The sequence below is a fragment of the Paraburkholderia fungorum genome, assembly GCF_900099835.1.
GTDB lineage: Bacteria > Pseudomonadota > Gammaproteobacteria > Burkholderiales > Burkholderiaceae > Paraburkholderia > Paraburkholderia fungorum_A.
The window spans coordinates 3323364-3346479 of record NZ_FNKP01000001.1 but is presented as its reverse complement, the minus strand read 5'-3'; the positions used below and the strand labels follow the sequence as shown (position 1 = coordinate 3346479).

At 63.0% G+C, this 23116-nt stretch carries 24 protein-coding genes; 9 read left to right on the top strand and 15 right to left on the bottom strand.

Annotation, left to right across the window (positions count from 1 at the left end):
* Positions 1-224 precede the first annotated feature (224 nt).
* The 3 genes from rplM (at position 225) to erpA (ending at position 1700) form a co-directional block, all read left to right on the top strand.
* Positions 225-653 (top strand): 50S ribosomal protein L13, encoded by a 429-nt coding sequence (gene rplM, locus BLS41_RS14820; protein WP_020069304.1) that lies wholly within the window; start codon positions 225-227, stop codon positions 651-653.
* A gap of 11 nt (positions 654-664) precedes the next feature.
* Positions 665-1057, top strand: a complete 393-nt coding sequence (gene rpsI, locus BLS41_RS14815) for a 30S ribosomal protein S9 (protein ID WP_007180423.1) — start codon at positions 665-667, stop codon at positions 1055-1057.
* 277 nt (positions 1058-1334) lie between these two features.
* The gene (gene erpA, locus BLS41_RS14810) at positions 1335-1700 is read left to right on the top strand and encodes an iron-sulfur cluster insertion protein ErpA (RefSeq protein ID WP_029968241.1); all 366 of its coding nucleotides are present in this window, start codon (positions 1335-1337) and stop codon (positions 1698-1700) included.
* A gap of 95 nt (positions 1701-1795) precedes the next feature.
* On the opposite strand, the gene BLS41_RS14805 is transcribed toward erpA, so the two are convergent.
* Complete coding sequence (locus tag BLS41_RS14805; RefSeq protein ID WP_074765716.1) at positions 1796-2926, bottom strand: anhydro-N-acetylmuramic acid kinase; 1131 nt, start codon at positions 2924-2926, stop codon at positions 1796-1798.
* A gap of 205 nt (positions 2927-3131) precedes the next feature.
* Here BLS41_RS14805 and tyrS point away from each other — a divergent pair, with 205 nt between their 5' ends.
* From tyrS to BLS41_RS14790, 3 genes are all read left to right on the top strand, one after another.
* On the top strand, positions 3132-4382 hold the full coding sequence (gene tyrS / locus BLS41_RS14800; protein ID WP_074765714.1) for a tyrosine--tRNA ligase: 1251 nt from the start codon (positions 3132-3134) through the stop codon (positions 4380-4382).
* Positions 4383-4407: 25 nt separating this feature from the next.
* Entirely contained in the window at positions 4408-4866 is a 459-nt protein-coding gene (gene dtd / locus BLS41_RS14795; RefSeq protein ID WP_074765712.1) for a D-aminoacyl-tRNA deacylase, read from the top strand.
* Between the two features lie 157 nt (positions 4867-5023).
* Positions 5024-5698 (top strand): histidine phosphatase family protein, encoded by a 675-nt coding sequence (locus BLS41_RS14790; protein ID WP_074765710.1) that lies wholly within the window; start codon positions 5024-5026, stop codon positions 5696-5698.
* A gap of 196 nt (positions 5699-5894) precedes the next feature.
* Here BLS41_RS14790 and BLS41_RS14785 read toward each other — a convergent pair whose 3' ends face one another.
* The 3 genes from BLS41_RS14785 to ruvA all read right to left on the bottom strand — a co-directional run bounded on the left by BLS41_RS14785 (position 5895) and on the right by ruvA (position 8640).
* The gene (locus BLS41_RS14785; protein WP_074765708.1) at positions 5895-6836 is read right to left on the bottom strand and encodes an oxygenase MpaB family protein; all 942 of its coding nucleotides are present in this window, start codon (positions 6834-6836) and stop codon (positions 5895-5897) included.
* Between the two features lie 27 nt (positions 6837-6863).
* Positions 6864-7928 (bottom strand): Holliday junction branch migration DNA helicase RuvB, encoded by a 1065-nt coding sequence (gene ruvB / locus BLS41_RS14780; RefSeq protein WP_074765706.1) that lies wholly within the window; start codon positions 7926-7928, stop codon positions 6864-6866.
* Between the two features lie 130 nt (positions 7929-8058).
* The gene (gene ruvA / locus BLS41_RS14775; RefSeq protein WP_074765705.1) at positions 8059-8640 is read right to left on the bottom strand and encodes a Holliday junction branch migration protein RuvA; all 582 of its coding nucleotides are present in this window, start codon (positions 8638-8640) and stop codon (positions 8059-8061) included.
* Positions 8641-8788: 148 nt separating this feature from the next.
* Between ruvA and BLS41_RS14770 the strand changes: the two genes are divergently transcribed.
* Positions 8789-9421: a LysE family translocator gene (locus BLS41_RS14770; protein WP_074765703.1), complete on the top strand. Its 633-nt coding sequence runs from the start codon at positions 8789-8791 to the stop codon at positions 9419-9421.
* Positions 9422-9431: 10 nt separating this feature from the next.
* Here BLS41_RS14770 and ruvC read toward each other — a convergent pair whose 3' ends face one another.
* On the bottom strand, positions 9432-9974 hold the full coding sequence (ruvC, locus tag BLS41_RS14765) for a crossover junction endodeoxyribonuclease RuvC (RefSeq protein ID WP_074766555.1): 543 nt from the start codon (positions 9972-9974) through the stop codon (positions 9432-9434).
* Positions 9975-10100: 126 nt separating this feature from the next.
* Between ruvC and BLS41_RS14760 the strand changes: the two genes are divergently transcribed.
* The gene (locus BLS41_RS14760) at positions 10101-10343 is read left to right on the top strand and encodes a hypothetical protein (protein ID WP_074765701.1); all 243 of its coding nucleotides are present in this window, start codon (positions 10101-10103) and stop codon (positions 10341-10343) included.
* Between the two features lie 289 nt (positions 10344-10632).
* On the opposite strand, the gene purH is transcribed toward BLS41_RS14760, so the two are convergent.
* The 5 genes from purH to BLS41_RS14735 form a co-directional block, all read right to left on the bottom strand.
* Positions 10633-12198: a bifunctional phosphoribosylaminoimidazolecarboxamide formyltransferase/IMP cyclohydrolase gene (gene purH / locus BLS41_RS14755; RefSeq protein WP_074765699.1), complete on the bottom strand. Its 1566-nt coding sequence runs from the start codon at positions 12196-12198 to the stop codon at positions 10633-10635.
* 46 nt (positions 12199-12244) lie between these two features.
* Positions 12245-12478: a Fis family transcriptional regulator gene (locus BLS41_RS14750; RefSeq protein ID WP_006049915.1), complete on the bottom strand. Its 234-nt coding sequence runs from the start codon at positions 12476-12478 to the stop codon at positions 12245-12247.
* Positions 12475-13536, bottom strand: coding sequence for a tRNA dihydrouridine synthase DusB (dusB, locus tag BLS41_RS14745; RefSeq protein WP_074765697.1), 1062 nt, complete (start codon positions 13534-13536; stop codon positions 12475-12477). The genes BLS41_RS14750 and dusB overlap by 4 nt, the downstream gene beginning before the upstream one ends.
* A 228-nt stretch (positions 13537-13764) precedes the next feature.
* Positions 13765-15072, bottom strand: coding sequence for a UbiH/UbiF/VisC/COQ6 family ubiquinone biosynthesis hydroxylase (locus tag BLS41_RS14740; protein ID WP_074765695.1), 1308 nt, complete (start codon positions 15070-15072; stop codon positions 13765-13767).
* Positions 15073-15078: 6 nt separating this feature from the next.
* Positions 15079-16485 carry an aminopeptidase P N-terminal domain-containing protein gene (locus BLS41_RS14735; RefSeq protein ID WP_074766553.1) on the bottom strand — a complete coding sequence of 469 codons (1407 nt, stop codon included), beginning with the start codon at positions 16483-16485 and terminating at the stop codon, positions 15079-15081.
* A 183-nt stretch (positions 16486-16668) separates the two neighbouring features.
* Between BLS41_RS14735 and BLS41_RS14730 the strand changes: the two genes are divergently transcribed.
* Positions 16669-17283, top strand: a complete 615-nt coding sequence (locus BLS41_RS14730) for a glutathione S-transferase C-terminal domain-containing protein (RefSeq protein ID WP_171910231.1) — start codon at positions 16669-16671, stop codon at positions 17281-17283.
* 224 nt (positions 17284-17507) lie between these two features.
* On the opposite strand, the gene lnt is transcribed toward BLS41_RS14730, so the two are convergent.
* From lnt to BLS41_RS14705, 5 genes are all read right to left on the bottom strand, one after another.
* Entirely contained in the window at positions 17508-19232 is a 1725-nt protein-coding gene (gene lnt / locus BLS41_RS14725) for an apolipoprotein N-acyltransferase (RefSeq protein ID WP_074765691.1), read from the bottom strand.
* Positions 19233-19392: 160 nt separating this feature from the next.
* A complete protein-coding gene (locus tag BLS41_RS14720; protein WP_074765689.1) occupies positions 19393-20286 on the bottom strand; it encodes an HlyC/CorC family transporter in 894 nt (297 codons plus the stop codon).
* A 451-nt stretch (positions 20287-20737) separates the two neighbouring features.
* Positions 20738-21448: a gamma-glutamylcyclotransferase gene (locus BLS41_RS14715; RefSeq protein WP_074765687.1), complete on the bottom strand. Its 711-nt coding sequence runs from the start codon at positions 21446-21448 to the stop codon at positions 20738-20740.
* A 41-nt stretch (positions 21449-21489) separates the two neighbouring features.
* The gene (ybeY, locus tag BLS41_RS14710; protein ID WP_074765686.1) at positions 21490-21951 is read right to left on the bottom strand and encodes an rRNA maturation RNase YbeY; all 462 of its coding nucleotides are present in this window, start codon (positions 21949-21951) and stop codon (positions 21490-21492) included.
* A gap of 51 nt (positions 21952-22002) precedes the next feature.
* Positions 22003-23073 carry a PhoH family protein gene (locus tag BLS41_RS14705; protein ID WP_074765684.1) on the bottom strand — a complete coding sequence of 357 codons (1071 nt, stop codon included), beginning with the start codon at positions 23071-23073 and terminating at the stop codon, positions 22003-22005.
* Positions 23074-23116 lie beyond the last annotated feature (43 nt).

Sequence of the window (23116 nt, the reverse complement as noted above, 5' to 3'; positions counted from 1 at the left end):
CACGGAAAGGGCGCAAAGGGGCTTCTCCAGAGTCCTTCAGTCACGGTTACTTCTCAAAAAACCCCCGCACATTTTGACTTGCTGCCGCAAAGTCCTTTATAATTCAAGGCTTTTCCGCATTCGCGCCCGCGGAGGAAGAACCAGGGAGAGCCTGCACGCGCCTCGATGCGCACACTACAAGCAGGAAAAAACATATTGGGCGCAGCAATTTTTTTGGATCGATCATGAAGACGTTTTCCGCAAAAGCCCATGAGGTTACGCGTGAATGGTACGTGATTGACGCGACGGATAAGGTTCTCGGGCGTGTCGCCAGCGAAGTGGCACACCGTCTTCGCGGCAAGCACAAGCCAGAATTCACTCCCCACGTCGACACCGGTGATTTCATCATCGTTATCAACGCAGGCAAGCTGAAGGTCACGGGCAACAAGGCTACTGACAAGAAGTACTACCGTCACTCGGGTTACCCGGGCGGTATCTATGAAACGACGTTCGGCAAGATGCAAGAACGCTTCCCGGGCCGTGCGCTCGAGAAAGCGGTCAAGGGCATGCTGCCGAAGGGCCCGCTCGGCTACGCGATGATCAAGAAGCTGAAGGTCTACGCTGAAGCAACGCATCCGCATTCGGCACAACAGCCGAAAGCGCTCGAGATCTAAGGGGAGCCCACATGATCGGTAACTGGAATTACGGCACGGGCCGCCGCAAGAGCGCCGTCGCACGCGTGTTCATCAAGGCAGGCAAGGGCGAGATCATTGTGAACGGCAAGCCTATTGCCGATTACTTCTCGCGCGAAACGTCGCTGATGATCGTGCGTCAACCGCTGGAACTCACGAACCACGGCGTCACGTTCGACATCAAAGTCAACGTGAACGGTGGCGGTGAAACGGGTCAAGCCGGTGCGGTTCGCCACGGCATCACCCGCGCGCTGATGGACTACGACGCAACGCTGAAGCCGGAACTGTCGAAGGCTGGCTTCGTTACGCGTGACGCTCGTGAAGTCGAACGTAAGAAGGTCGGCTTCCACAAGGCACGTCGCCGGAAGCAATTCTCGAAGCGTTAATCGTTTCGGGTGCGAACCGGCTCTCGGGCCGGATCGCTGCAAAAGCCGCCAACGCTTTCGCGACGGCGGCTTTTTTTATGGTTTCACCGGTTTGGATTGGCTTGTGGCCACGCCGAACAAGGCGCTGAAGCAATGATTCGTGCCGCTCAGGTCAGCTTTGTGGCGACAATCTTGTAATGCATTGATTTTGCTCAAAGCACCCATTGCGTTTGTGGGCTTCAGCACGATATTGAGAACAGCCCTACAATAGCGGTTAGAAGCTTTTTGGAGAGTTCGAATGAACGCAGTCACCGATACACCCGTGACCGAGATGCCCGCCCCCTTCGTTTTTACCGACGCAGCGGCTGACAAGGTCAAGCAACTGATCGAAGAAGAAGGCAATGCGGACCTCAAACTGCGCGTTTTCGTGCAGGGCGGCGGCTGCTCGGGCTTTCAGTACGGTTTTACGTTCGACGAAGCCGTCAATGAAGACGACACCGTCATGAACAAGAGCGGCGTCCAGCTGCTGATCGACTCGATGAGCTACCAGTATCTGGTCGGCGCTGAGATCGATTACAAGGACGACATCAATGGTGCGCAGTTTGTCATCAAGAACCCGAACGCTTCGACCACCTGTGGTTGCGGCTCGTCGTTCTCGGTTTGATGGCTGATTAAGCAACTGGTTGTGCAAAAAAACGGGACCGCGAGGTCCCGTTTTTTATTGTCTCTACGCCATACTACGGCGCGATTCCCGAAGTATCACCGCGGATAAATTGCCCCCAGCACGCGTTCCGCAGACGCCCCCGTGACGGCAGGCAAATTGCCCGGCAGACGCGCCACGCAACGCATCGCCAGCCAGGCGAAGGCCAGCGGCTCGACCTGGTTTGGCGGCACGCCGAGCGCATCGGTCGTCAAGACGGGCACGCCGCTTACGCCACTATCCTCTAGCGCCTGCTGCAACGCCCTCAGGATCTCAGGATTGCGGGCCCCGCCGCCGCAGACATAAACCGCCCGCGCGTCCGACGCATGTCGCTCGATTTCGCGCGCAACGGTCACGGCCGTCAGCGCGACCAGCGTCGCCTGGACATCAGCGGGATCGAGGTTGGCGAACGGCTGGAGCTTTGCGTCGAGCCATTCGGCATTGAACAGGTCGCGCCCGGTGCTTTTGGGCGGCTGTTGCGAGAAAAACGGTTCGTCGAGCAAAGCATTCAGCAACGTGCGATCCACCTGGCCACCCGCCGCGAAATGCCCGTTTTCGTCGAACGGCTTGCCGAGATGGCGCTGCGCCCATTCGTCGAGTAATGCGTTTGCGGGCCCGCAGTCGAAACCGCGCACGCTGCCGGTCGCGTTCAGAATCGTGATATTGCTGATCCCGCCGAGATTGCAGACCACCCGCGTCTCGTCTTTCGCACCAAACACCGTCGCATGAAAGGCGGGCACGAGCGGCGCGCCCTGACCGCCGGCCGCGACGTCGCGGCTGCGGAAATCGGCGACCACGTCGATGTGCATCATTTCCGCGAGCAGCGACGGGTTGTTGATCTGCCTCGTATAACCCTTTTCCGGCCGATGCCGCACGGTCTGCCCATGCACGCCGATCGCCCGAACTTCCGATGCGGAAACGTGGATGCCGCGCAGCAGTTCGTGGCAGCAAACGGTGTAGCGCGTGGCGAGGGCGTTAGCCGCCAGCGCCTCGCGCTCGATTTCGTTGTCGCCCGGCTGTTGCAGCGCGAACAGCGCGTCGCGCAAACCCGCCGCGAAGCCGACGAAGGCCTCGGCCAGCACCTCGGGCGGGCGCCCTTCGGCGAACCTGACGGCGATTCCGTCCACTCCGTCCATGCTCGTGCCGGACATCAGTCCGAAGTAGATGCCGTCTGCCGTGTCTTGCGCCACGTTGCTGCTCCTGTCGAGGGTTCGTTGCGATCCGTTTTAGCAGATTATCGACGCGAACGCGGTCGAATTTAAGCGCCGAAACGCCATGACCGTGGCTCTCTGTGCAGAAATCGCGCGCCTGCGGACCGTTTGCGTCCGAGTCAGTGGGCGCGGCGGTCTGCATCTATGGGACAATCCTGTTTTTTCGCGACTTCACGTTTCCAGCATGAGCACCGAGTCCACCAAGCCCAATTCAGCGCCCGCCCTTCCGATCACCGACGAAGTCCGGCACGCGCTCGCCGTCACCAAACGCGGTGTCGACGAGCTGCTGATCGAAGACGAATTCGCGCAAAAACTCGCGCGCAGCCAGGCGACTGGCAAGCCTTTGCGCATCAAGCTCGGGCTCGATCCGACTGCACCTGACATCCACATCGGCCATACGGTCGTGCTGAACAAGATGCGCCAGTTGCAGGATCTCGGTCACACGGTGATTTTCCTGATCGGCGATTTCACGTCGCTGATCGGCGATCCGTCGGGCCGTAACGCGACGCGCCCGCCGCTCACGCGCGAGCAGATCGAGTCGAATGCGAAAACGTATTTCGAGCAGGCCGCACTCGTGCTCGACCGCGACAAGACGGAAATCCGCTACAACAGCGAATGGTCGATGCCGCTCGGCGCCGACGGCATGATCAAGCTCGCGTCGCGCTACACGGTCGCGCGCATTCTCGAGCGTGAAGATTTCACCAAGCGCTTCCAGGGCGGCGTGCCGATCTCGATTCACGAGTTCCTGTACCCGCTAATGCAAGGCTACGACTCGGTCGCGCTGAATGCGGACCTCGAACTCGGCGGCACCGACCAGAAGTTCAACCTGCTGGTGGGTCGCGAGTTGCAGAAGCAGTACGGCCAGGAACAGCAGTGCATCCTGACGATGCCGTTGCTCGAAGGCCTCGACGGCGTCGAAAAGATGTCGAAGTCGAAGAACAACTACATCGGTATCAGCGAAAAACCGAACGACATGTTCGGCAAGCTGATGAGCATTTCCGATGTGCTGATGTGGCGTTACTTCGAACTGCTGTCGTTCCGTCCGATGGACGAAATCGCAGGCTTCAAAAAAGAGATCGAAGCGGGCCGCAATCCGCGCGATTTCAAGGTGCTGCTCGGCCAGGAAATCGTCGCGCGCTTCCACTCGCAAGCCGATGCCGAGCGTGCGCTCGAGGACTTCAACCATCGCGCGAAGGGCGGCGTGCCGGACGACATTCCGGCCGTGACGCTCGCCGGCGCGCCGCTGGCTATCGGTCAGTTGCTGAAGCAGGCGAACCTGGTGCCGTCGACCAGCGAAGCGCTGCGCAATATCGAGCAGGGCGGCGTGAAGATCGACGGCACGACGGTGTCGGACAAAGGCCTGAAGGTCGACGCGGGCGAGTACACCGTGCAGGTCGGCAAGCGCCGCTTCGCACGCGTCACGCTGACGGCCTGATGTCGCGTTCACGCTCGAATCGCCGATGATCGCGCTGATCCAACGCGTGCGGCGTGCCGAAGTGCGCGTCGCCGACCGGGTGACCGGCGCGATCGAAGCCGGACTGCTCGCGCTGGTTTGCGCCGAGCGCGGCGACACCGAGGCGGCCGCCGACCGGCTGCTCGCCAAGGTGCTCGGCTACCGCGTGTTCAGCGACGCGGCGGGCAAGATGAATCTCTCCGTGCAGAATCTCGATGGCGCAGGGCGCGCGGGTGGACTGCTGCTCGTGTCGCAATTCACGCTGGCCGCTGATACCAACAGCGGTCTGCGACCGAGTTTCACGCCAGCTGCGCCGCCGGACGAGGGCAAGCGCCTGTTCGATTACTTTGTAGCAGCGGCGCGCGGGAAGCATCCCATCGTCGAAACCGGCGAGTTCGGCGCGGATATGCAGGTTTCGCTCGTCAACGACGGGCCAGTCACGTTCTGGTTGCAGACGAACGCCTGAGTTTTACCTCGGCTTCCCGTTGTATCGAAGCGCGTTTCGTTTGCTGTCTCCCGATGTGCACTATCGCGCGCACATCAACCCTCCAGCCGCTTTTTGCGACAATAGCGGCTCGGACCAGATGGTCCAGCAACCGGCGAACGGCGCCCACTTCCATCTCATGACTACGCAGATTCTGTTCATCCGGCACGGCGAAACCGACTGGAACCGCATCAAGCGCATTCAAGGTCACATCGATATTCCCTTGGCGACGACCGGCGTGGAGCAGGCGCAGCGCCTCGCACGCCGTATCGCTGACGAGGCGAAGCAGGGCGCGCGGCTCGACGCGATCTATTCGAGCGATCTGCAACGCGCGCAACAAACTGCGCAGCCCATCGCCGATGCGCTCGGCTTGACGCTGCAACTTCGCGAAGGTCTGCGCGAACGCAATTACGGCGCGTTCCAGGGCCATGACAGCGACGAGATCGCGCTGCGTTTTCCCGACGAATACGCACACTGGCAAACCCGCGACCCTGGCTTTGGCCCGCCCGAAGGCGAGTCGCAGCGCGCGTTTTATCATCGCGTGGTGCATGCAATCGAGCCTCTGATCGCGGCGCACCCCGGCGGTCGGATTGCGTGCGTTGCGCATGGCGGCGTGCTTGATTGCGTGCGCCGGTTTGCGTGCCAATTGCCGCTCGATGCTCCGCGCGATTACCCGCTGCTGAATACGAGCGTGAATATCGTGGATTTCGATGACGGCCACGCGAGCATTGTTTCGTGGGGCGATGTCTCGCATCTCGACGCACCGGGCGCGGACGATGGATTCAGGAAGAAAGTGTCGGAGCCGGGGCTCTGACCGAAGCGTGGGTTTGAGTTTCGAGGTTGGGGGCGCGTTTGCCGTTAGACGTTGAGCAGCTTGCGTAGAGACTTACGGTAGCGGGTTCGGCCGGTTGCGCTTAGGCCGCGCGCTCCATTTGCGGTTGTCGCACATCTCATAGGTCACCAAGGCCGCAAGCTCAAAGCCTACGCTTCCGGCCAGCCGTGAACTCGCATCAATCAGCTTCCTTTGCCCCAGCCGCAACCCGCCGACGCGCCCGCTTGGACACGCCATTCACCAGCGCCCAGCGAATTATCGGCGCGACAAGCCTAACCCCCGGCCGCGTCAACGCACGACGAACCGCTGCGTAACGCTCGAATCCCAACATGTTTTGCGCCCAGTCCGGCAGAAGATCGACACCGGCATTGAGCATCAACACGCCCGCAGGCCGCATGGAAATGCTTGGAGCCGGTGCGTTCATCAGAATCCTGACGAGTTCGCGAGTACGCCCGCTCGCGACCAGCTCGGGCTGCATGGCCAGCAGGTATGCGTCGATCTCAGCGCGCGAGCGGGGAATATCCGAAGCACCGAGCATTTCGGCGATGCGCGCTGTTTCCGCGAAATACTGGTCTTGCGCGGCAACCGGCAGTTGCGGGTTCACGTAGCGCAAGTGAGCGGTCATGAAACTCGACACTTCAGCGACATGCACCCACGTCAACAGCGCGGGCTCGCTGGCACGATAAGGACGGCCGTCGGGCGCGACGCCGGTCACGCCGAGATGAATGCGCTTCACGCGTTCTATCAGCGCGAGCGCATCGTGCCGGTTGCCGTAAGTCGTCCCCGCGATAAACGTAGCGGTGCGGCGCAAGCGCCCGAGAATATCGGTGCGGAACGTGGAGTGATCCCACACACCGGCGAGCGCCACGGGGTGCAAGGCCTGAAGCAGCAGCGCGCTGATTCCGCCGGTCATCATCGATGTGAAATCGGCGTGGACTTTCCAGCACACGGAGTCGGGGCCGAACAGACCGGGATCTCCTGGCGGCGACGAGTAGTCGAGTACGGGGCCGCTGCCGCTCGTCAGATGCGTGACACCGGCGGCGAGTTTCGCGCGCAGGCGGCGCGTGAGCAATTGTGCGATGCCGTTGGGCGAGCCGGATTGACTGGTCTGGTCGGACATCCTGATCGGCCTCGCGCTACGCCTGTATCACTTCGCGGCCGAGTCCCAGATGCCTGGCAGCGCGCTCGATGAATCCGGCGCGGAGAGGCCGAAATGCCGGTAGGTCAGCAGCGTGGCGACGCGGCCGCGCGGCGTACGTTGCAGGAAACCTTGCTGGATCAGATACGGTTCGAGCACGTCTTCGATCGTGTCGCGTTCTTCGCCGATTGCCGCCGCCAGGTTGTCGACACCGACCGGGCCGCCGTCGAACTTGTGCAGGATCGCTTCGAGCAGCTTTCGGTCCATCAGGTCGAAGCCGACGCCGTCGACGTCGAGCATTTTGAGCGCCGCGTCGGCCACCTGCGCGGTGATGTTGCCGTCGGCTTTCACTTCGGCGAAATCGCGCACGCGACGTAGCAGGCGGTTCGCGATACGCGGCGTGCCGCGTGCACGCTTGGCGATTTCGAACGCGCCGTCCGGATGAATCTGCGCGTTCAGCAGCGAAGCCGACCGCGTGACGATGCGAGCCAGTTCTTCGGAGTTATAGAACTCGAGCCGCGCGACGATACCGAAGCGGTCGCGCAGCGGATTGGTCAGCATGCCCGCGCGCGTCGTTGCGCCGACCAGCGTGAACGGTTGCAGATCGAGCTTCACGCTGCGCGCGGCCGGTCCTTCACCGATCATGATGTCGATCTGATAGTCCTCGAGCGCCGGGTACAGAATTTCTTCGACGACCGGCGAGAGCCGATGGATTTCGTCGATGAAAAGAACGTCGTTTGCTTCGAGGTTGGTCAGCAGCGCGGCGAGGTCGCCCGCGCGTTCGAGCACCGGCCCGGAGGTTTGCCGTAGATTGACCCCCATCTCACGCGCGATGATGTGCGCGAGCGTGGTTTTGCCCAACCCCGGCGGCCCGAACAGCAACACGTGGTCGAGCGATTCTGAACGGCGTTTGGCGGCCTCGATGAAGATTTCGAGCTGGCCGCGCACTTTTTCCTGCCCGACATATTCTTCGAGCTGACGCGGGCGCAACGCGCGCTCGAACGCTTCTTCGTTCGATGACACGGGCGTGGCCGCGATGATGCGCTCAGCGGCGAGTTTGTCGGTTTCGATCATGGGTTCATTGTACCGCGCGCCGTCCGTGGCGAAACCCGGCCGAATGGCCAGGGTGCGTTCGGACGAGGCTTGTGGGAAGCTTTATTCACGCCGCCCGAACGTTCATGCAATGAGCCTTGCGGCGCTCGCTTCAACCCTTCGACAACGCCTTCAATGCCAGCTTGATGCCCTCGGAAATCCCGGTACCGGCAGGCACGTTCTTGACCGCGGCCAACGCTTCTTTTTCGGAGTAACCCAATGCGAGCAATGCGTTCAGGATATCGGAAGCATGGTCGGATGCCGACGCCGCGCCCGCCATCGCGCCCAGGTCGGCGCCGAGCTTGCCCTTCAGTTCGAGGAGCAGCCGCTCCGCCGTCTTCTTGCCGATGCCAGGCACGCGAGTCAGGCGCGCCGCGTCCTGAATCGTGACGGTCTGCGCGAGTTCGTGCACGCTCATGCCCGACAGCACCGCGAGCGCCATGCGTGCGCCAATGCCGGAGATTTTCAGCAGTTCGCGGAAGGTCGCCCGTTCGTCGGCGGTGCCGAAGCCGTATAGCAGATGCGCGTCTTCGCGCACGATCATCTGTGTGAGCAGGACGATGCGTTCGCCGGTGGAGGGCAGGTTGTAGAACGTGCTCATCGGCACATCGACTTCGTAACCGATACCGTTGCAGTCGACGAGCAGATGCGGCGGGTTTTTTTCCAGCAGAACGCCGGCAATGCGACCGATCATGGCGAATTCAATCTCAAAAGAAAGGGCGAGTGTAGCGCAGCCAATGAGCGGCGCGGCGGCCGAAATTGCGTTGACCGCCGCATATCGGGACCATAGACTGAGGTCCCTTTTGGCGGGTTCTCGACCCATTCATCCAGAAGGAGCTTCCATGCTGAGCCTCACCACTCTCGCGCTGTTTGCCGGCGCGTGCCTCGCGTTGACCGTTACGCCCGGTCCCGACATGTTGCTGATTGCGTCGCGCAGTGTGAGTCAGGGGCGGTCGGCGGGCTTTGCGTCGCTGGCGGGCATTCAGGCTGGCACTTACTGCCACGCGTTGGCAGCGGCGTTCGGTCTGTCGCAACTCTTTCTCGCCGTGCCGTTGGCGTACGACGTCGTGCGTTTTGCGGGTGCCGCGTATCTGCTGTATCTCGCGTGGAAAACGATTCGAGCGCAACGCACGGTGCTGTCGCCGGATGCGTCGATGAAGCGGTATCCGGTTGGCCGGATCTTCCGGCAGGGCCTCTTCACGAATCTGCTGAATCCGAAAATGGCGCTCTTCGTGCTCGCGCTGTTTCCGCAATTCGTGCGACCAGAGGCGGGGTCCGTCGCGTTGCAGATCATGATGCTGGCGACCGTGCTGAATCTGATCGGATTCTGCGTGAACGGCACCGTAATTCTGATGGCGAGCAAATTGAGCCGCACTTTGTCGGCAGGGCGGCGGCCGTCGCGAGCGCCGCAATATGTGCTGGGCACTGTGTTTGCGGGACTCGCTTGCCGCCTGGCGCTTGCGAGCCGCAACTGATAACGCCGAGTTATCCGACCAGACGCCCGCGCCGCACGCGCAATCCCTTCTTCGCCAGCGAAGGCGCAATTCCTCCCAGCGTGCTCAGGGTCGTGCCTCCGTGCGCATGGCAGATAGCCATGCCGAGCGCGTCGGCGGCGTCGGTGCTGGGGACGCCTGAGAGATTGAGCAGCCGCACCACCATCTGCTGCATCTGCTCTTTGGTCGCGCGGCCGTAGCCCACCACGGCCTGCTTCAATTGCAGCGCGGTGTATTCGGCGACCGGCACGCCGCCCGCCACCAGTCCGCAGATCGCCGCGCCGCGCGCCTGGCCGAGCAGCAACGTGGACTGCGGATTGACGTTGACGAACACTTTTTCGATCGCCGATTGATCCGGCGAATGCTGGCGGACCAACGTTGATATGCCGTCGAAAATAGTGCCCAGGCGTGAGGGCAGATCGGCGTCGGCAGTTTTGATGATGCCGCTCGCGACGTAACTGAGCTTGTGGCCGCTTTGATCGATCACGCCGAAGCCAGTGACGCGCAAGCCGGGGTCGATGCCGAGAATTCTCATGAAATGCTGCGAATGCAGTAAAAACAAGGTGCTTGCGATACTACAACGAACGCGCCAGATGACGGACGGCGTTAAGCGTTGTCGGCGGAATAAAAACTGCTGCGCGCATGGTCAGGGGGATCGCAGATGAAGCGCTATCGGGATCTCAGCGGCGACTCAGGCGTCGACGCATATGAAATTGGCGATGATTTCGTCGCGGTTCGCTTCAGGCCGGGTGTCGTGTATTGGTACACGGAGGAGGGGATCGGCGCGCAGCATGTCGCTGTGCTGAAGCGTCTCGCGTTGCGCGGGAGAGGGCTGGGCACGTATATCAGTCAGCATCGGGAGGTGAAAAACGGCTACGCGAGGAAGGAGCCGGATGATGATTGATGGTGCGCGCGTATTCAAGCTGCGATGAGCGTCGATGTTGCAACTAACCGCCTTAGCCGGGCCATCGCAACTAACTGACCCGTGCCACTGCCGCTGCCCCAGCCACTGTCACTGCCGCGACGGTGGCCAGTTAGCCGGAGCAAATCACCAGCTAGCCGGCTCTCGCTTCCTCAAAAGCATCCCATCAAAAAAAACAGCCCGATGGAAAACTCCATCGGGCTGTTTTTCTTCGTGTTTTGGTCCGGCAGCGCTACCTGAAAAATCAGGCAGCCGTCACCGAGACCCAATCTCAATGCCGGAAGTGCCGCACGCCGGTCAACACCATCGCGATGTTGTGCTCGTCCGCGGCGCCGATCACTTCGTCGTCGCGCATCGAGCCGCCCGGCTGAATCACGCACGTCGCGCCCGCGGCAACAACCACGTCGAGACCGTCACGGAACGGGAAGAACGCGTCCGACGCCACCGCCGAACCCGCCAGCGTCAAGCCAGCGTTCTGCGCCTTGATGCTCGCGATACGAGCCGAATCCACGCGGCTCATCTGACCCGCGCCGACGCCAAGCGTCATGCCGTTCGCGCAGAACACGATCGCATTCGACTTCACGTACTTCGCCACGCGCCATGCAAACAGCAGGTCGTCCATTTCTTTTGCCGTCGGCTGACGCTTCGTCACGACACGCAATTCGTCCGGCTGCACGTTCTTCGAATCGAGCGATTGAACCAGCAGGCCGCCGCCAACACGCTTCAGATCGAACGCGTTGTGGCCTTCGCCCAGCGCGATTTCCAGCAGACGCACGTTCTGCTTGGCCGCGAACACCTGACGCGCTTCAGCGCTGAACGACGGCGCGATCAGCACTTCGACAAACTGCTTCGCCACCGCTTGCGCCGCCGCCGCATCCACTTCGCGGTTGAACGCGATGATGCCGCCGAACGCCGAGGTCGGATCGGTCTGGAACGCCTTCGAATACGCTTCGTTCGCGTCCGCGCCCACTGCCACGCCGCACGGATTCGCATGCTTGACGATCACGCAGGCCGGCACGTCGAAAGTCTTCACGCATTCCCACGCTGCGTCGGAATCGGCGATGTTGTTGTACGACAGTTCCTTGCCCTGCAACTGGTTGTAGTTCGCCAGTGCGCCGGCCGGCACGCTCAGGTCGCGATAGAACGCGGCGCTTTGGTGCGGGTTTTCGCCGTAGCGCAGATCCTGCACCTTGTCGAAAGCGAGGTTGAACGTGGCCGGATACGTGTTGCGCGACGAGTGCTGCAGTTCGTCGGTCAGGCTCGTCAGGTAGTTGGTGATCGCGCCGTCGTACTGCGCGGTGTGCGCGTACACCTTGGTGGCCAGACGGAAATTCGTCTTGTACGACACCGCGTTGGCGTTCGCGCGCATTTCGTCGAGCACGACTGCGTAGTCGGCCGGATCGACCACGACGGTCACGTCGCGGTGATTCTTCGCCGCCGAGCGCAGCATGGTCGGGCCGCCAATGTCGATGTTCTCGATGGCGTCTTCGAGCGAGCATTCTTCTTTCGACACGGTCTGCACGAACGGGTACAGATTCACGACCAGCAGGTCGATGGTCGGAATGTCGTGCTTTTCAAGCGCTGCCATGTGTTCCGGCAGGTCGCGGCGGGCAAGAATGCCGCCGTGCACCTTCGGATGCAGCGTTTTCACGCGCCCGTCGAGCATTTCCGGGAAGCCCGTGTAGTCGGCGACTTCGGTGACGGAGAGGCCTGCGTCCGCGAGCAGTTTCGCGGTGCCGCCGGTCGACAGGATCTTGATGCCGAGGTCCGACAGCGACTTGGCGAAGTCGACGATGCCTGACTTGTCGGAAACGGAGATGAGCGCTTGCTTGATCATGATGAAGACGAAAAGCCGAAGAAAATCGTGGCGGGGCGCCGAAAAACTACAACAAACCGTGCTGTTGCAGCTTCTTGCGCAGCGTATTGCGGTTGATGCCGAGATACTCGGCGGCCAGCGACTGATTGCCGCCGGCCTGCTCGAGCACCACTTCGAGCAGGGGTTTTTCTACGCATGAAATAACCATGTCGTAGACGTCATGCGGATTCGAGCCGTCGAGATCCTGGAAATAGATTCCCAGGCTGTCGCGGACAGATTGTTCGATATTGTTCTTGCTCATGCTGCTAGTTTGTCGGTTGGGTCCTCGCCCGTTTGGTCGAGCGATTCGTCGACGTAGACGAGGCGGTCTGAGATCGCCTTTTGTGCGTCAAAGAACTCGTTGACGGCGAGGAGTTGTTCGCGCGTGGTGTCCAGCGTATTCATGCGATGCCGGAACACATTGGCGCCAGAAAGGCCGCGAGTGTACCAGCCGATGTGCTTACGCGCAGTGCGAACGCCCGTAAATTCCCCGTAGAACTCGTAGTGATCTTCGAGATGCTCGTTCATGACCTGCTGGATTTCGTCGATGCGCGGCGGCGGCAGCAACTCGCCCGTTTGCAGGAAATATTCGATCTCGCGGAACAGCCACGGGCGGCCCTGCGCGGCGCGGCCGATCATGATCGCGTCGGCGCCGGTGGCGGCCAGCACGTCGCGGGCCTTTTGCGGCGACGTAATGTCGCCGTTGGCGACGACCGGAATGCGCACCGACGCTTTCACGGCGGCGATGGTCTCGTATTCCGCGTCGCCCTTGTACAGGTCGGCGCGCGTACGGCCGTGCACGGTCAGCATCGAAATGCCGGCGTTTTCGGCCAGATGCGCGACTGAAAGCGCATTTTTGTTGTCGCGGTCCCAGCCGGTGCGGATTTTCAGCGTGACGGGCACCGCGTCGGGCCCGACGCCCACCGCGCCGACTACCGCCTCGACGATGCGCTGCACCAGCGGCTCGTTCTGCAGCAGCGCGGAACCCGCCGCCACGTTGCAGACCTTCTTGGCTGGACAACCCATGTTGATGTCGATGATCTGCGCGCCGTTCGCCACGTTGTAGCGGGCCGCTTCGGCCATCATCGCCGGATCGGCGCCGGCGATCTGCACGGAAATCGGCTCGACCTCGCCGGTGTGATTCGCGCGGCGCATGGTCTTTTCGCTTTTCCACAATTGTGCGTTCGACGCGACCATTTCCGATACCGCATAGCCCGCGCCCAGCCGTTTGCACAGTTGCCGGAACGGACGGTCGGTCACGCCGGCCATGGGCGCGACGAACAGGTTATTACGCAGATTGTGGGAGCCGAGAGTGGGCATGACGTGGACGCGCGCGTAACCGACCGTCGATTTTTTGACAATCGGAGAACCGCGAAATGCGAGGGAAAACCGCTATTTTAGCGTTAACAGCTAGCCGGCATCGGACTTGAGTCGGTCGTAACTCATTAAATCTTCTATGAAAGTGGCCGATTTCATAGAGTTGGCGGCGCTCGCGGAGCTTTCTTCTGGCTGCTTAAAAAGGCAGCGCCGCGAGCGCGGACGGCGTGTTCAGCGACGTTGGCCGAACATCATCTGGCGGGCGAGCGCGGTTTTCACGGGCGGCACGAATTCGAGCGCGGTGAGCGCCAGGCCGCGCATGATCGCGAGCGGGGTCGAATCGACCGTGAAGAGGCGCGCGAGCGTGTCGGTGGCGCCGATCGTCATGCGGCGGTCGAGCGCACGGCGTTGGGCGAACGTGGCGAGCGCAACCGGCGTGGGGCCTTCCGCCGACAACGCGTCGGCCAGCGCATGCGCATCGCGCAAACCCAGATTGAGGCCCTGACCCGCCACCGGATGCAGCGTCTGCGCCGCATTGCCGATGGCGACGATGTGGCCGTTCACCAGCGTATCGACCGCGTTCAGCCCCAATGGGAACGACGCGCGGCCGCGAATCTGCGTGAAGCGGCCCATGCGGTCGCCGAATGCTGCGCCGAGTTCGCGCAGGAATTCGTCGTCGGAGAGTTGCGAGCGGCGCGCGGCTTCGTCGGGCGCGCAGCACCAGACCAGCGCGTAATCCGCCCCGCGCACGCCGCCCATCGGCAGCAACGCGATCGGACCTTGCGACGTGAAGCGCTCCCACGCGACATGCGGCTGCGGCGCCGAAACGGTGACGGTGCCGACCAGCGCGGTTTGGCCGTAGTCGCGGGCGCCGGTGGTTGGCTTCGTGCTACGGGCGTTCTTGTCGGCGATCGCGTCGGCGTCGGTGTCCTTGCCGTTGTCGGCATCATCGGCGCCGTGTGCGCTCCGCTTGCCCGACTTCTGATCGCCGAACAGGCCGCCTTCCGCATTCACCAGAATCCGCGTCCGCAGCCGACGCGTGACGCCGGCGGTTTCGATCGGCAGCGTGACGCCGTCGTCCTCCTGGACCGGCGTGGACGCCGACGTCGAGCGGAACCAGTGCACCGGGCTTGCGTGTACAGCCTCGGCGAGCCCGTGCACGATCGACCCGTAGCGCAGCACATAGCCGAGCGCAGGCAGGCCATGCTCGCTGTGATCGATCAGCGTGCGGCCAAAGTGACCACGCTGCGAAACGTGAATGCGCTGGATCGCGGTAGCGTCGGCGGGCCAGCGCAGCGGCTCCAGAATCATCCGGCTGCCTTGCGACACGGCGATTGCCCGCGGATCGGCGATCGAATCTTCCGGCTCGCGTGCGTCGATCAGCGCGATCTTCAGCTCTCGCGTCACGCTGCGGCGCGCGAGCCAGCCGGCCAGCGCCAGCCCCACCGGACCGGCGCCGACAATCGTCACGTCGAAATCGAATGCCTGGCGGGCCGATGCGGGTTTCAGAATCACCGTCGACTGGGAAACGTCGTTCATCGCCGATTACTTCCCTGTTCCATGCGCCGCGCGCGCTTCCTGCATCAGCGCTTCGATTTCATCGGCCTCGACCGGCACGTCGCGCGTGAGCAGTTCGCAACCGGTCGGCGTGACGACCGCGTCGTCCTCGATGCGGATACCGATGTTCCAGTAGCGCTCTGGCACGCCCTCAGTCGGGCGGATGTATAGACCCGGCTCGATGGTCAGCGTCATCGACGGTTGCAGCGTGCGCCACGGCAACGCGCCCGCTTCGTCGCGCTGCGCACCGCGTTCGCGATAGTCGCCGCAATCGTGCACGTCCATGCCGAGCCAGTGGCCAGTGCGGTGCATGTAGAACGGCGCGTAGGCGCGCTCGGCGATCACGTCGTCGACCAAAGCGAATTTCGCGCGATCGACGATGCCGGTGTCCAGCAGCCCCTGCGCCAGCACACGGACGGCTGCCTGGTGCGGATCGTCGAAGGTAGCGCCGGCGCGCGTGGCATCGACGGCGGCGTACTGCGCGGCCAGCACGATGTCGTACAACTCGCGCTGCGCAGGCGAGAAGCGGCCGCTGGCCGGGAACGTGCGCGTAATGTCGGATGCATAGCCATCGAGTTCGCACGCGGCGTCGATCAGAATCAGGTCGCCGTCCCGCGCAATCGTGTTGCCGGCCGCGTAGTGCAGCACGCAGGCGTTCGCGCCCGCCGCGACGATCGACGTGTAAGCCGGTGCCTGCGCGCCGAATTTGCGGAACGTGTACAGCAATTCGGCTTCGAGTTCGTATTCACGGACGCCGGGATGGCACGCGGCCATCGCGCGCCGATGCGCCTGCGCGGAAATCTGTCCGGCGCGGCGCATGATCGCGAGTTCGTGGTCGTCCTTGAACAGGCGCATGTCGTCGAGCAAGGGCAGCAGATCACGCGCCTCGGCGGGCGCGGCGATGCCGCCGCGGCCTTGCGCGCGAACCGCGTCCAGCCAGCCGCGCACCTGTTCGTCCAGTTTCGCCGACGTGCCGAGCGCATAGTGCAACGAGGGTTTGTCGGCGAGCAGTCGCGGCACTTGCGCGTCGAGCTCACCGAACGCGAATGCGGCGTCGAAACCGAAGGCGGCACGCGCGCCTTCCGGGCCGAACCGGAAGCCTTCCCACGTTTCCCGCTCGACGTTCTTCTCGCGGCAGAACAGGATCGACGTGGGCTCGCCGGGCGCGGCGCTTGCGTCGAGCACCAGCAGCGCTTCGGGCTCGGTGAAGCCGGTCAGATAATAGAAGTAGCTATCGTGCCGGTACGGATAGTCGGCGTCCCGGTTGCGCACCGCTTCCGGCGCGGTCGGAACGATGGCGACGCCGCCGCCCGCCGCGCGCAGCGCAGCGAGTACGCGCTCGCGGCGCGTGCGGTAAACGTCGATGGCGAGGGTGGGTTCGGTCGGCTGGTTCATCGTGCGATTGTAGCGCCCAATGCGCGGAGTCATTTTGCGCAAATACAGTTGGCGGGACGGCCGCCGGCATGTTGCAATCCGTCCACAGCGAGTCTCCACGCGGGTTGCGAAGCGGTGGCGCTGCGCTCGTGATGGCCTCCGAGCACTTATACTTTCGCCGGATTCAAGAAAAGGCAGATGGTCATGATGAAACTCATCGGTTCGCTCGCCAGTCCGTTCGCGCGTAAAGCGCGGATCGTTCTGGCCGACAAGAGGATCGACTACGAACTGGTGCCCGAGAATGTCTGGGCACCGGATACCCAGATTCACACCTTCAATCCGCTCGGCAAGGTTCCTTGCCTCGTGATGGAAGATGGCGAAGCCGTGTTCGATTCGCGGGTGATCTGCGAATACGTGGATACGCTGTCGCCGGTCGGCAAGCTGATTCCCCCGTCGGGGCGTGAGCGGCTCGAAGTGCGTTGCTGGGAAGCGCTCGCAGACGGCGTGATGGACGCAGCCGTGCTGATCCGCGCCGAAAACACCCAGCGCACGCCGGAGCAACGCGTGGATGCGTGGGTGGCGCGGCAGCAGCGCAAGATCGAAGAAGGTCTGGTGGCGATGTCACAGGGGCTGGGTAGCAAGACCTGGTGCGCGGGCAATCACTACACGCTCGCGGATATCGCCGTGGGTTGCGCGCTGGCTTATCTCGACTTCCGCATGCCGGAGTTGAACTGGCGCGAACCGCATCCGAATCTGGACAAACATTTGCAGAAGCTGTCGCAGCGGCAATCGTTTATCGATACGGTGCCGGCGGCTTGACGGTCGAAGGTTGACGGAGCGCTGAACCGGCTGGTCCAGGCTCCTGGAAATCTGGCTTGAAGAGTGTGATGGAATTGAAAATGCGCCTGCTCTGCAGGCGCATTTTTTTTGCGGGTTGCTTGGTGGGGCCGGTGTTTTGCAACTCAAAAGTTGCGACTCGGAGGTTGCAACCTGCAACTCGCGCTCGCCATGCGTTGCGCATGACGAGCACGTTTCCCTGCGACTTACTTCCCGCTGCGTCGCCGCGTAATGCCCGGCCCGAACGCGAAGCCGAACGCGAGCAACAGCAGCGAAACCGCCAGCACGGTGTTATTTCCGCTCGTCACGTACGGCGTGTTGCCCGATGTGCCTTGTACGGAGACGTCGAGCGAGCCGATCGTGTAGGGCGCGAGCCGGCCGATCACCCGGCCGTTTGCGTCGATCGCGGCGGTCATGCCGGTGTTGGTCGCGCGTAGCATCGGCCGGCCAGTTTCCAGCGAGCGCATGCGGGCAATCTGCAGATGCTGGTCGAGCGCGATCGTGTCGCCGAACCACGCGAGATTGGTCGAGTTGACCAGCACGCCGGCGGGCGTCGCGCTTTCGCGAATATTGCGCGCGATCTCTTCGCCGAAGATGTCTTCGTAGCAGATGTTCACCGACACCGGCTGGTTATGCACCATGAACGGTTTCTGCACCGGCGCGCCACGATAGAAGTCGCCGAGCGGAATACTCATCAGATTGACGAACCAGCGGAAACCCCAAGGCACGAATTCGCCGAACGGCACAAGGTGATGCTTGTCGTAGCGATACACGTCGTGCGAACCCGGCGTGACGCCGAACAGGCTGTTCGTATAGTCGATCACCTGCCCTTCCGGGGTGATCGTGCCGCCAATCGCGCCGAACAGGATCGACGTGCCGGTGGAATCCGCGAACTCGCGCACCGCCGACGCAAACGGCGCAGGCAACTGCTGCGCGAGCACCGGAATCGCGGTTTCCGGCGTGACGATCAGGTCGGCGGGTTTCGACGTGATCATCTGCTGATACTGATCGATGGCGGCGCGCATGCCCGCTTCCTCGAACTTCATTTCCTGCTTGACGTTTCCTTGCAGCAGACGCACCTTCAGCGGCGCGTTGGACGGCACGGTCCACTGGACCAGCGGCAGCAGCAGGCCCGCGACGATCAGCGCCACGGCGACGACAGCCGGAACCACGATGGCTGCGGCGTTTGGTTTTGCGGGCGCGCCGTCAATATCGGCAGTACCGTCGACGCCGCTCGCGGCCCGGCGCGAACGCAACAACCGTAACAGCGCCTGGGCGATCAGCGCGGCCACCAGCGCCAGCATCCAGCCGACGCCATACACGCCGACCACAGGCGCAAACCCGGCCAACGGGCCATCCACCTGCGCATAACCGCTCGCGAGCCACGGAAAGCCGGTGAACACCGTCCCGCGCAGCCATTCGCCGATCGCCCACGCGCTCGCGAACGCCAAAGCACCATGCCAGGTGGGCGAGAACGGCAGATCGTCAGCCGCCGAGCCGTGTCGCGCGTGACCCGCGCAGAACGACCAGACCCCGGCTGCCAGCGCCGGATAAACCGCCAGATATAGCGAGAACAGCACGAGCGCCGCGCCTGCGAGCGGCGCGGCCATGCCGCCGTAGTAGTGCATGCTGACGTACAGCCACCACACGCCGGTCACGAAGTTGCCGAAACCGAACGCGCCGCCTGTCAGCGCGGCGCTTTTCCAGCTGGTCGTGCGCGTGAGCCACGCGAAGAAGAACGCGAAGATGGCGAGCTGGAGCCAGCCGCCGTGCGGCGTCGGCGCGAACGAAAGCGTGTTGGCCGCGCCAGCGACGAGCGCGAAGAGGTAATGCCAGCGAGGCAGCTTGCGACTGCGCGCTGCGTTGGGGGACGCGTCGGCGGCGGAAGCGTTCACGCCGGGGCGCGAACGGGTAGTAATCGGGTCGGCCATTGTTGCGCGGTCGGCGTGAGTAGTTGGGAAAGTGAAAAGGCTGCGAAGGGACTGCCGGGACGTGCTGCCAGGAAGCGGGAAAGCCGTCGATGAGCAGCCGGCGGGCGGACCGAAAGCAGCCACGAGCCAGCCGCGTGAAACGATGCGGCCAGCAACCGGATCAGGTCTGCACGTGCTGCGCTTCGCGCTCGCGCTGACCAGCCAGCGGATCGCGGCGCACCAGCAGCATGTGAATCTGGCGGGCATCGCCGCGCAGAATCTCGAAGATCAGATCGTCGAGGCGGACTTTTTCGCCACGATGCGGAACGCGCCCGAAGTGATGCGTGACGAGTCCGCCGATCGTGTCGACTTCGTCGTCCGGATAGTGCGTGCCGAATGCCTCGTTGAACTGCTCGATCTCGGTCAGCGCACGCACGCGGAACCGGCCGTCCGGCGACGCGATGATGTTGCCGCTTTCCTCGTCGAAATCGTATTCGTCCTCGATGTCGCCGACGATCTGTTCCAGCACGTCTTCTATCGTAATCAGACCGGCCACGCCGCCGTACTCGTCGACCACCACCGCGAGGTGATTGCGATTCACGCGGAAGTCGTGCAGCAGCACGTTCAGACGCTTCGATTCGGGGATGAACACGGCGGGGCGCAGCATGCCGCGCACGTCGAACTCTTCTTCGGCGTAGTAGCGCAGCAGGTCTTTGGCCAGCAGCACGCCGATGATGTTGTCGCGATTGCCTTCGTAGACCGGATAGCGCGAGTGCGCTTTTTCCAGCACGTAGGGGATGAATTCGGCGGGATTGTCCGCGATGTTGATCGCGTCCATTTGGGCGCGCGGCACCATGATGTCGCGTGCGCTGAGTTCGGTGACCTGGAACACGCCTTCGATCATCGACAGCGAGTCGGCGTCGATCAGGTTGCGCTCGTGCGCGTCCTGCAGAATTTCCAGAAGTTCGGCGCGCGAGTCGGGCTCGGGCGAGATGAAGTCGGTCAGACGCTCGAGGAGTGAGCGCTTTTCCTGCGGTTTGTCGGTTTGTCTTCGACTGGGATACGTGTCGTTCATGGTAGTGCGCCCGGCAAGACTGGACGCGCTGTTGCGGAGCATTAAGGATACACCAGGCACATGGCGGAACCGTGTTCCGACGGGCTGGGCGATGGGTGAAACCGGGGTGCAGCGGGTTGAAGCGGCTTTGTCGTGCTCTGTCGCGATGGACAGCGCGTGGGTCAATCCTAACTGATTACGCGCGGAAAAGCGTTTCTGAGCAAAAAAGTGGCGCGGACAGGAGCTTGTTCGCGGAGGTGAGGTGCGGGAGGAGCGGTGTGGGCGATTGCGCGCTTTGGGCGCATGCTGAGCAATACGCCGTGCCGTTACCCGCTCGATTTTTAGCGCTGGACCGAACGCGCTGCACTGTTCGCGGCACGGCCTTCGTTAGTGCGCTGGAGCTTGCTTTGTCGCGGGATCGGCGAAGGACAGTCATTGGCCGACCATCGCACGTCGCCGCAACGCGACGCCTTCAGCTCCCCGTTGCAGCGCCGCTCGACGCTCCGGTTTGCCGACCCGCGTCATCGCTTTCCTCACGACAACGCTTGAGCAGCGCTTCAAGCGCGCGATCGGGCATTCCGCTCTCACGCAACGCATGAACGGTACGGCTGACGTAATCCAGCGTGGTTCCATAGCGGCCGCACGCGCAGCCGAACACGGCTTTAACGACGTCGTCGCGCAACTTGCCGGTGTAGCTCGGCACGTCGCGGCGCATTACGAACGCGAGCGCGTCGACGCGCCGGCCGTCGGCGAGCACGCACGGCAGCCACGCCGGACGATACGAGCCCATCGCCATCTCCCGGCGCCACAGCGCGTCGAGATGCGGCGCCGAGCCTTCAGCGGCCAGCCGGAACGCGATGCCGGTGCACGAACCGCCACGGTCGAGCGCGAGCACGAGACCCGGCTGCTCCGGCGTGCCGCGATTCACGCGCGACCACAAATACAGCCCACGGTGATAGCCATGCACCTTCGAACGGGTTGCCTCGACGGTGGGCAAGCCGGGATTCCAGATCAGCGAGCCGTAGCCGAACAGCCAGAGATCGCTCTTGCGGTCCCAGTCACGTAGCGTGCATTCGAGCGACGCGCGCAGTTCGTCGTCCGTCAGAAGCCGCGACTCGCCGAGCGCCGGCGGATAGTCCGGGCAGGGTGATCGGAGGTCGGCTTCTGGGGAGAATGTGCTCACGGTATGGTTCGAACGAATGGTCGGTGAAGGGTGATCGAAGCCTATTGATAAGGATCTGGAAAGCCGAGCTTGCCGAGAATCTCGGTTTCGATCGCTTCCATTTCCTCGGCTTCTTCTTCGACTTCGTGGTCGTAGCCCTGCGCGTGCAGCGTACCGTGCACCAGCAGATGCGCGTAATGCGCGACGAGCGGCTTGCCCTGCTCGGCGGCTTCTTTCTCGACCACCGGACAGCACAGGATCAGATCGCCCGACACCGGATCGTCTTCCGATTCGGCGTACGCGAAGGTCAGCACGTTGGTCGAGTAATCCTTGCCGCGATACGTGCGGTTCAACGTGCGGCCTTCTTCGGCGTCGACGAAACGCACGGTCAGTTCGCCGTCCGCGAAAAGCGCCGCCTTGATCCAGCCGGCCACCGTGGCGCGCGGCAGCAGCGCCTTGTGTTCCGGGAAGGCCTTGGCGGCGGGGAATTGCAGATTCAACGTCAGTTTCGGGGTGCGGCTCATGCGGTTTCTTGGTGAGGCGTGTGGATCAGAAGCATGCTCAATGGACGCAAATCAGCGGGAATCCGCCGGGCTGGCGACTTTCTGCGAATGCGCATCGTACGCCTCCACAATTCGCGCGACCAGCGGATGCCGCACCACGTCAGCGCTGGTGAAACGCGTCATGGCGATGCCGCGCACGTCTGTCAGTACCTGCTGCGCTTCGATCAGCCCGCTCTTGTGGCCGCGCGGCAAGTCGACCTGGGTCGTGTCACCGGTGACCACGGCCTTCGAGCCGAAGCCGATCCGCGTGAGGAACATCTTCATCTGTTCGGGCGTGGTGTTCTGCGCCTCGTCCAGGATGATGAACGCGTGGTTCAGCGTGCGGCCGCGCATGTACGCGAGCGGCGCGATTTCGATCATCTGCCGCTCGAACATCTTGGCGGTTTTGTCGAAACCGAGCAGGTCGTACAGCGCGTCGTACAGCGGACGCAGATACGGATCGACCTTCTGCGCCAGATCGCCCGGCAGGAACCCGAGACGCTCGCCCGCTTCGACGGCGGGGCGCGTCAGCACGATACGCTTGACCTGATCGCGCTCGAGCGCATCCACCGCGCAGGCGACGGCCAGGTACGTTTTACCCGTACCTGCCGGCCCGATGCCGAAGGTGACATCGTGCGAAACGATCTGCTTCAGATACTCGCGCTGCATCGGCGTACGGCCGCGCAAATCGGCGCGTCGCGTGTACAGCTTCGGACCGAGTGCGTCGAGGTCGTCATCGGCTGCGTCGGCGGGCTGGTCGAACGGATGGTCCGGATTGCCCGCGAAACGCGGATCGCCGGCTTCGTCGCCATGGGTGCCGTTCGGACGATGCCGCGCCGGATGACGCACCTCAACCAGCGCAAGCTGGATGTCGTCGACCGACAGCGGTTCGCGCGCGTTGTTGTAGAAGTTCTCGAGCGCGGTGAGCGCGAGTTTCGCGCCGCGCCCGCGGATCGTGATGCGGTGAGCCCTGCGTTGCAGCGTCACGTCGAGCGCCTGCTCGATCTGCCGCAGATTTTCGTCGAGCGGTCCGCAGAGGTTGGCGAGCCGCGCGTTGTCTTCGCGCGGTGCGGTGAATTCCAGATGCTGCTGAGCGGTCTTCAAGGCGGAGGTTCGATCCTGTCGGTTTCGATACGCGGTTGGGATG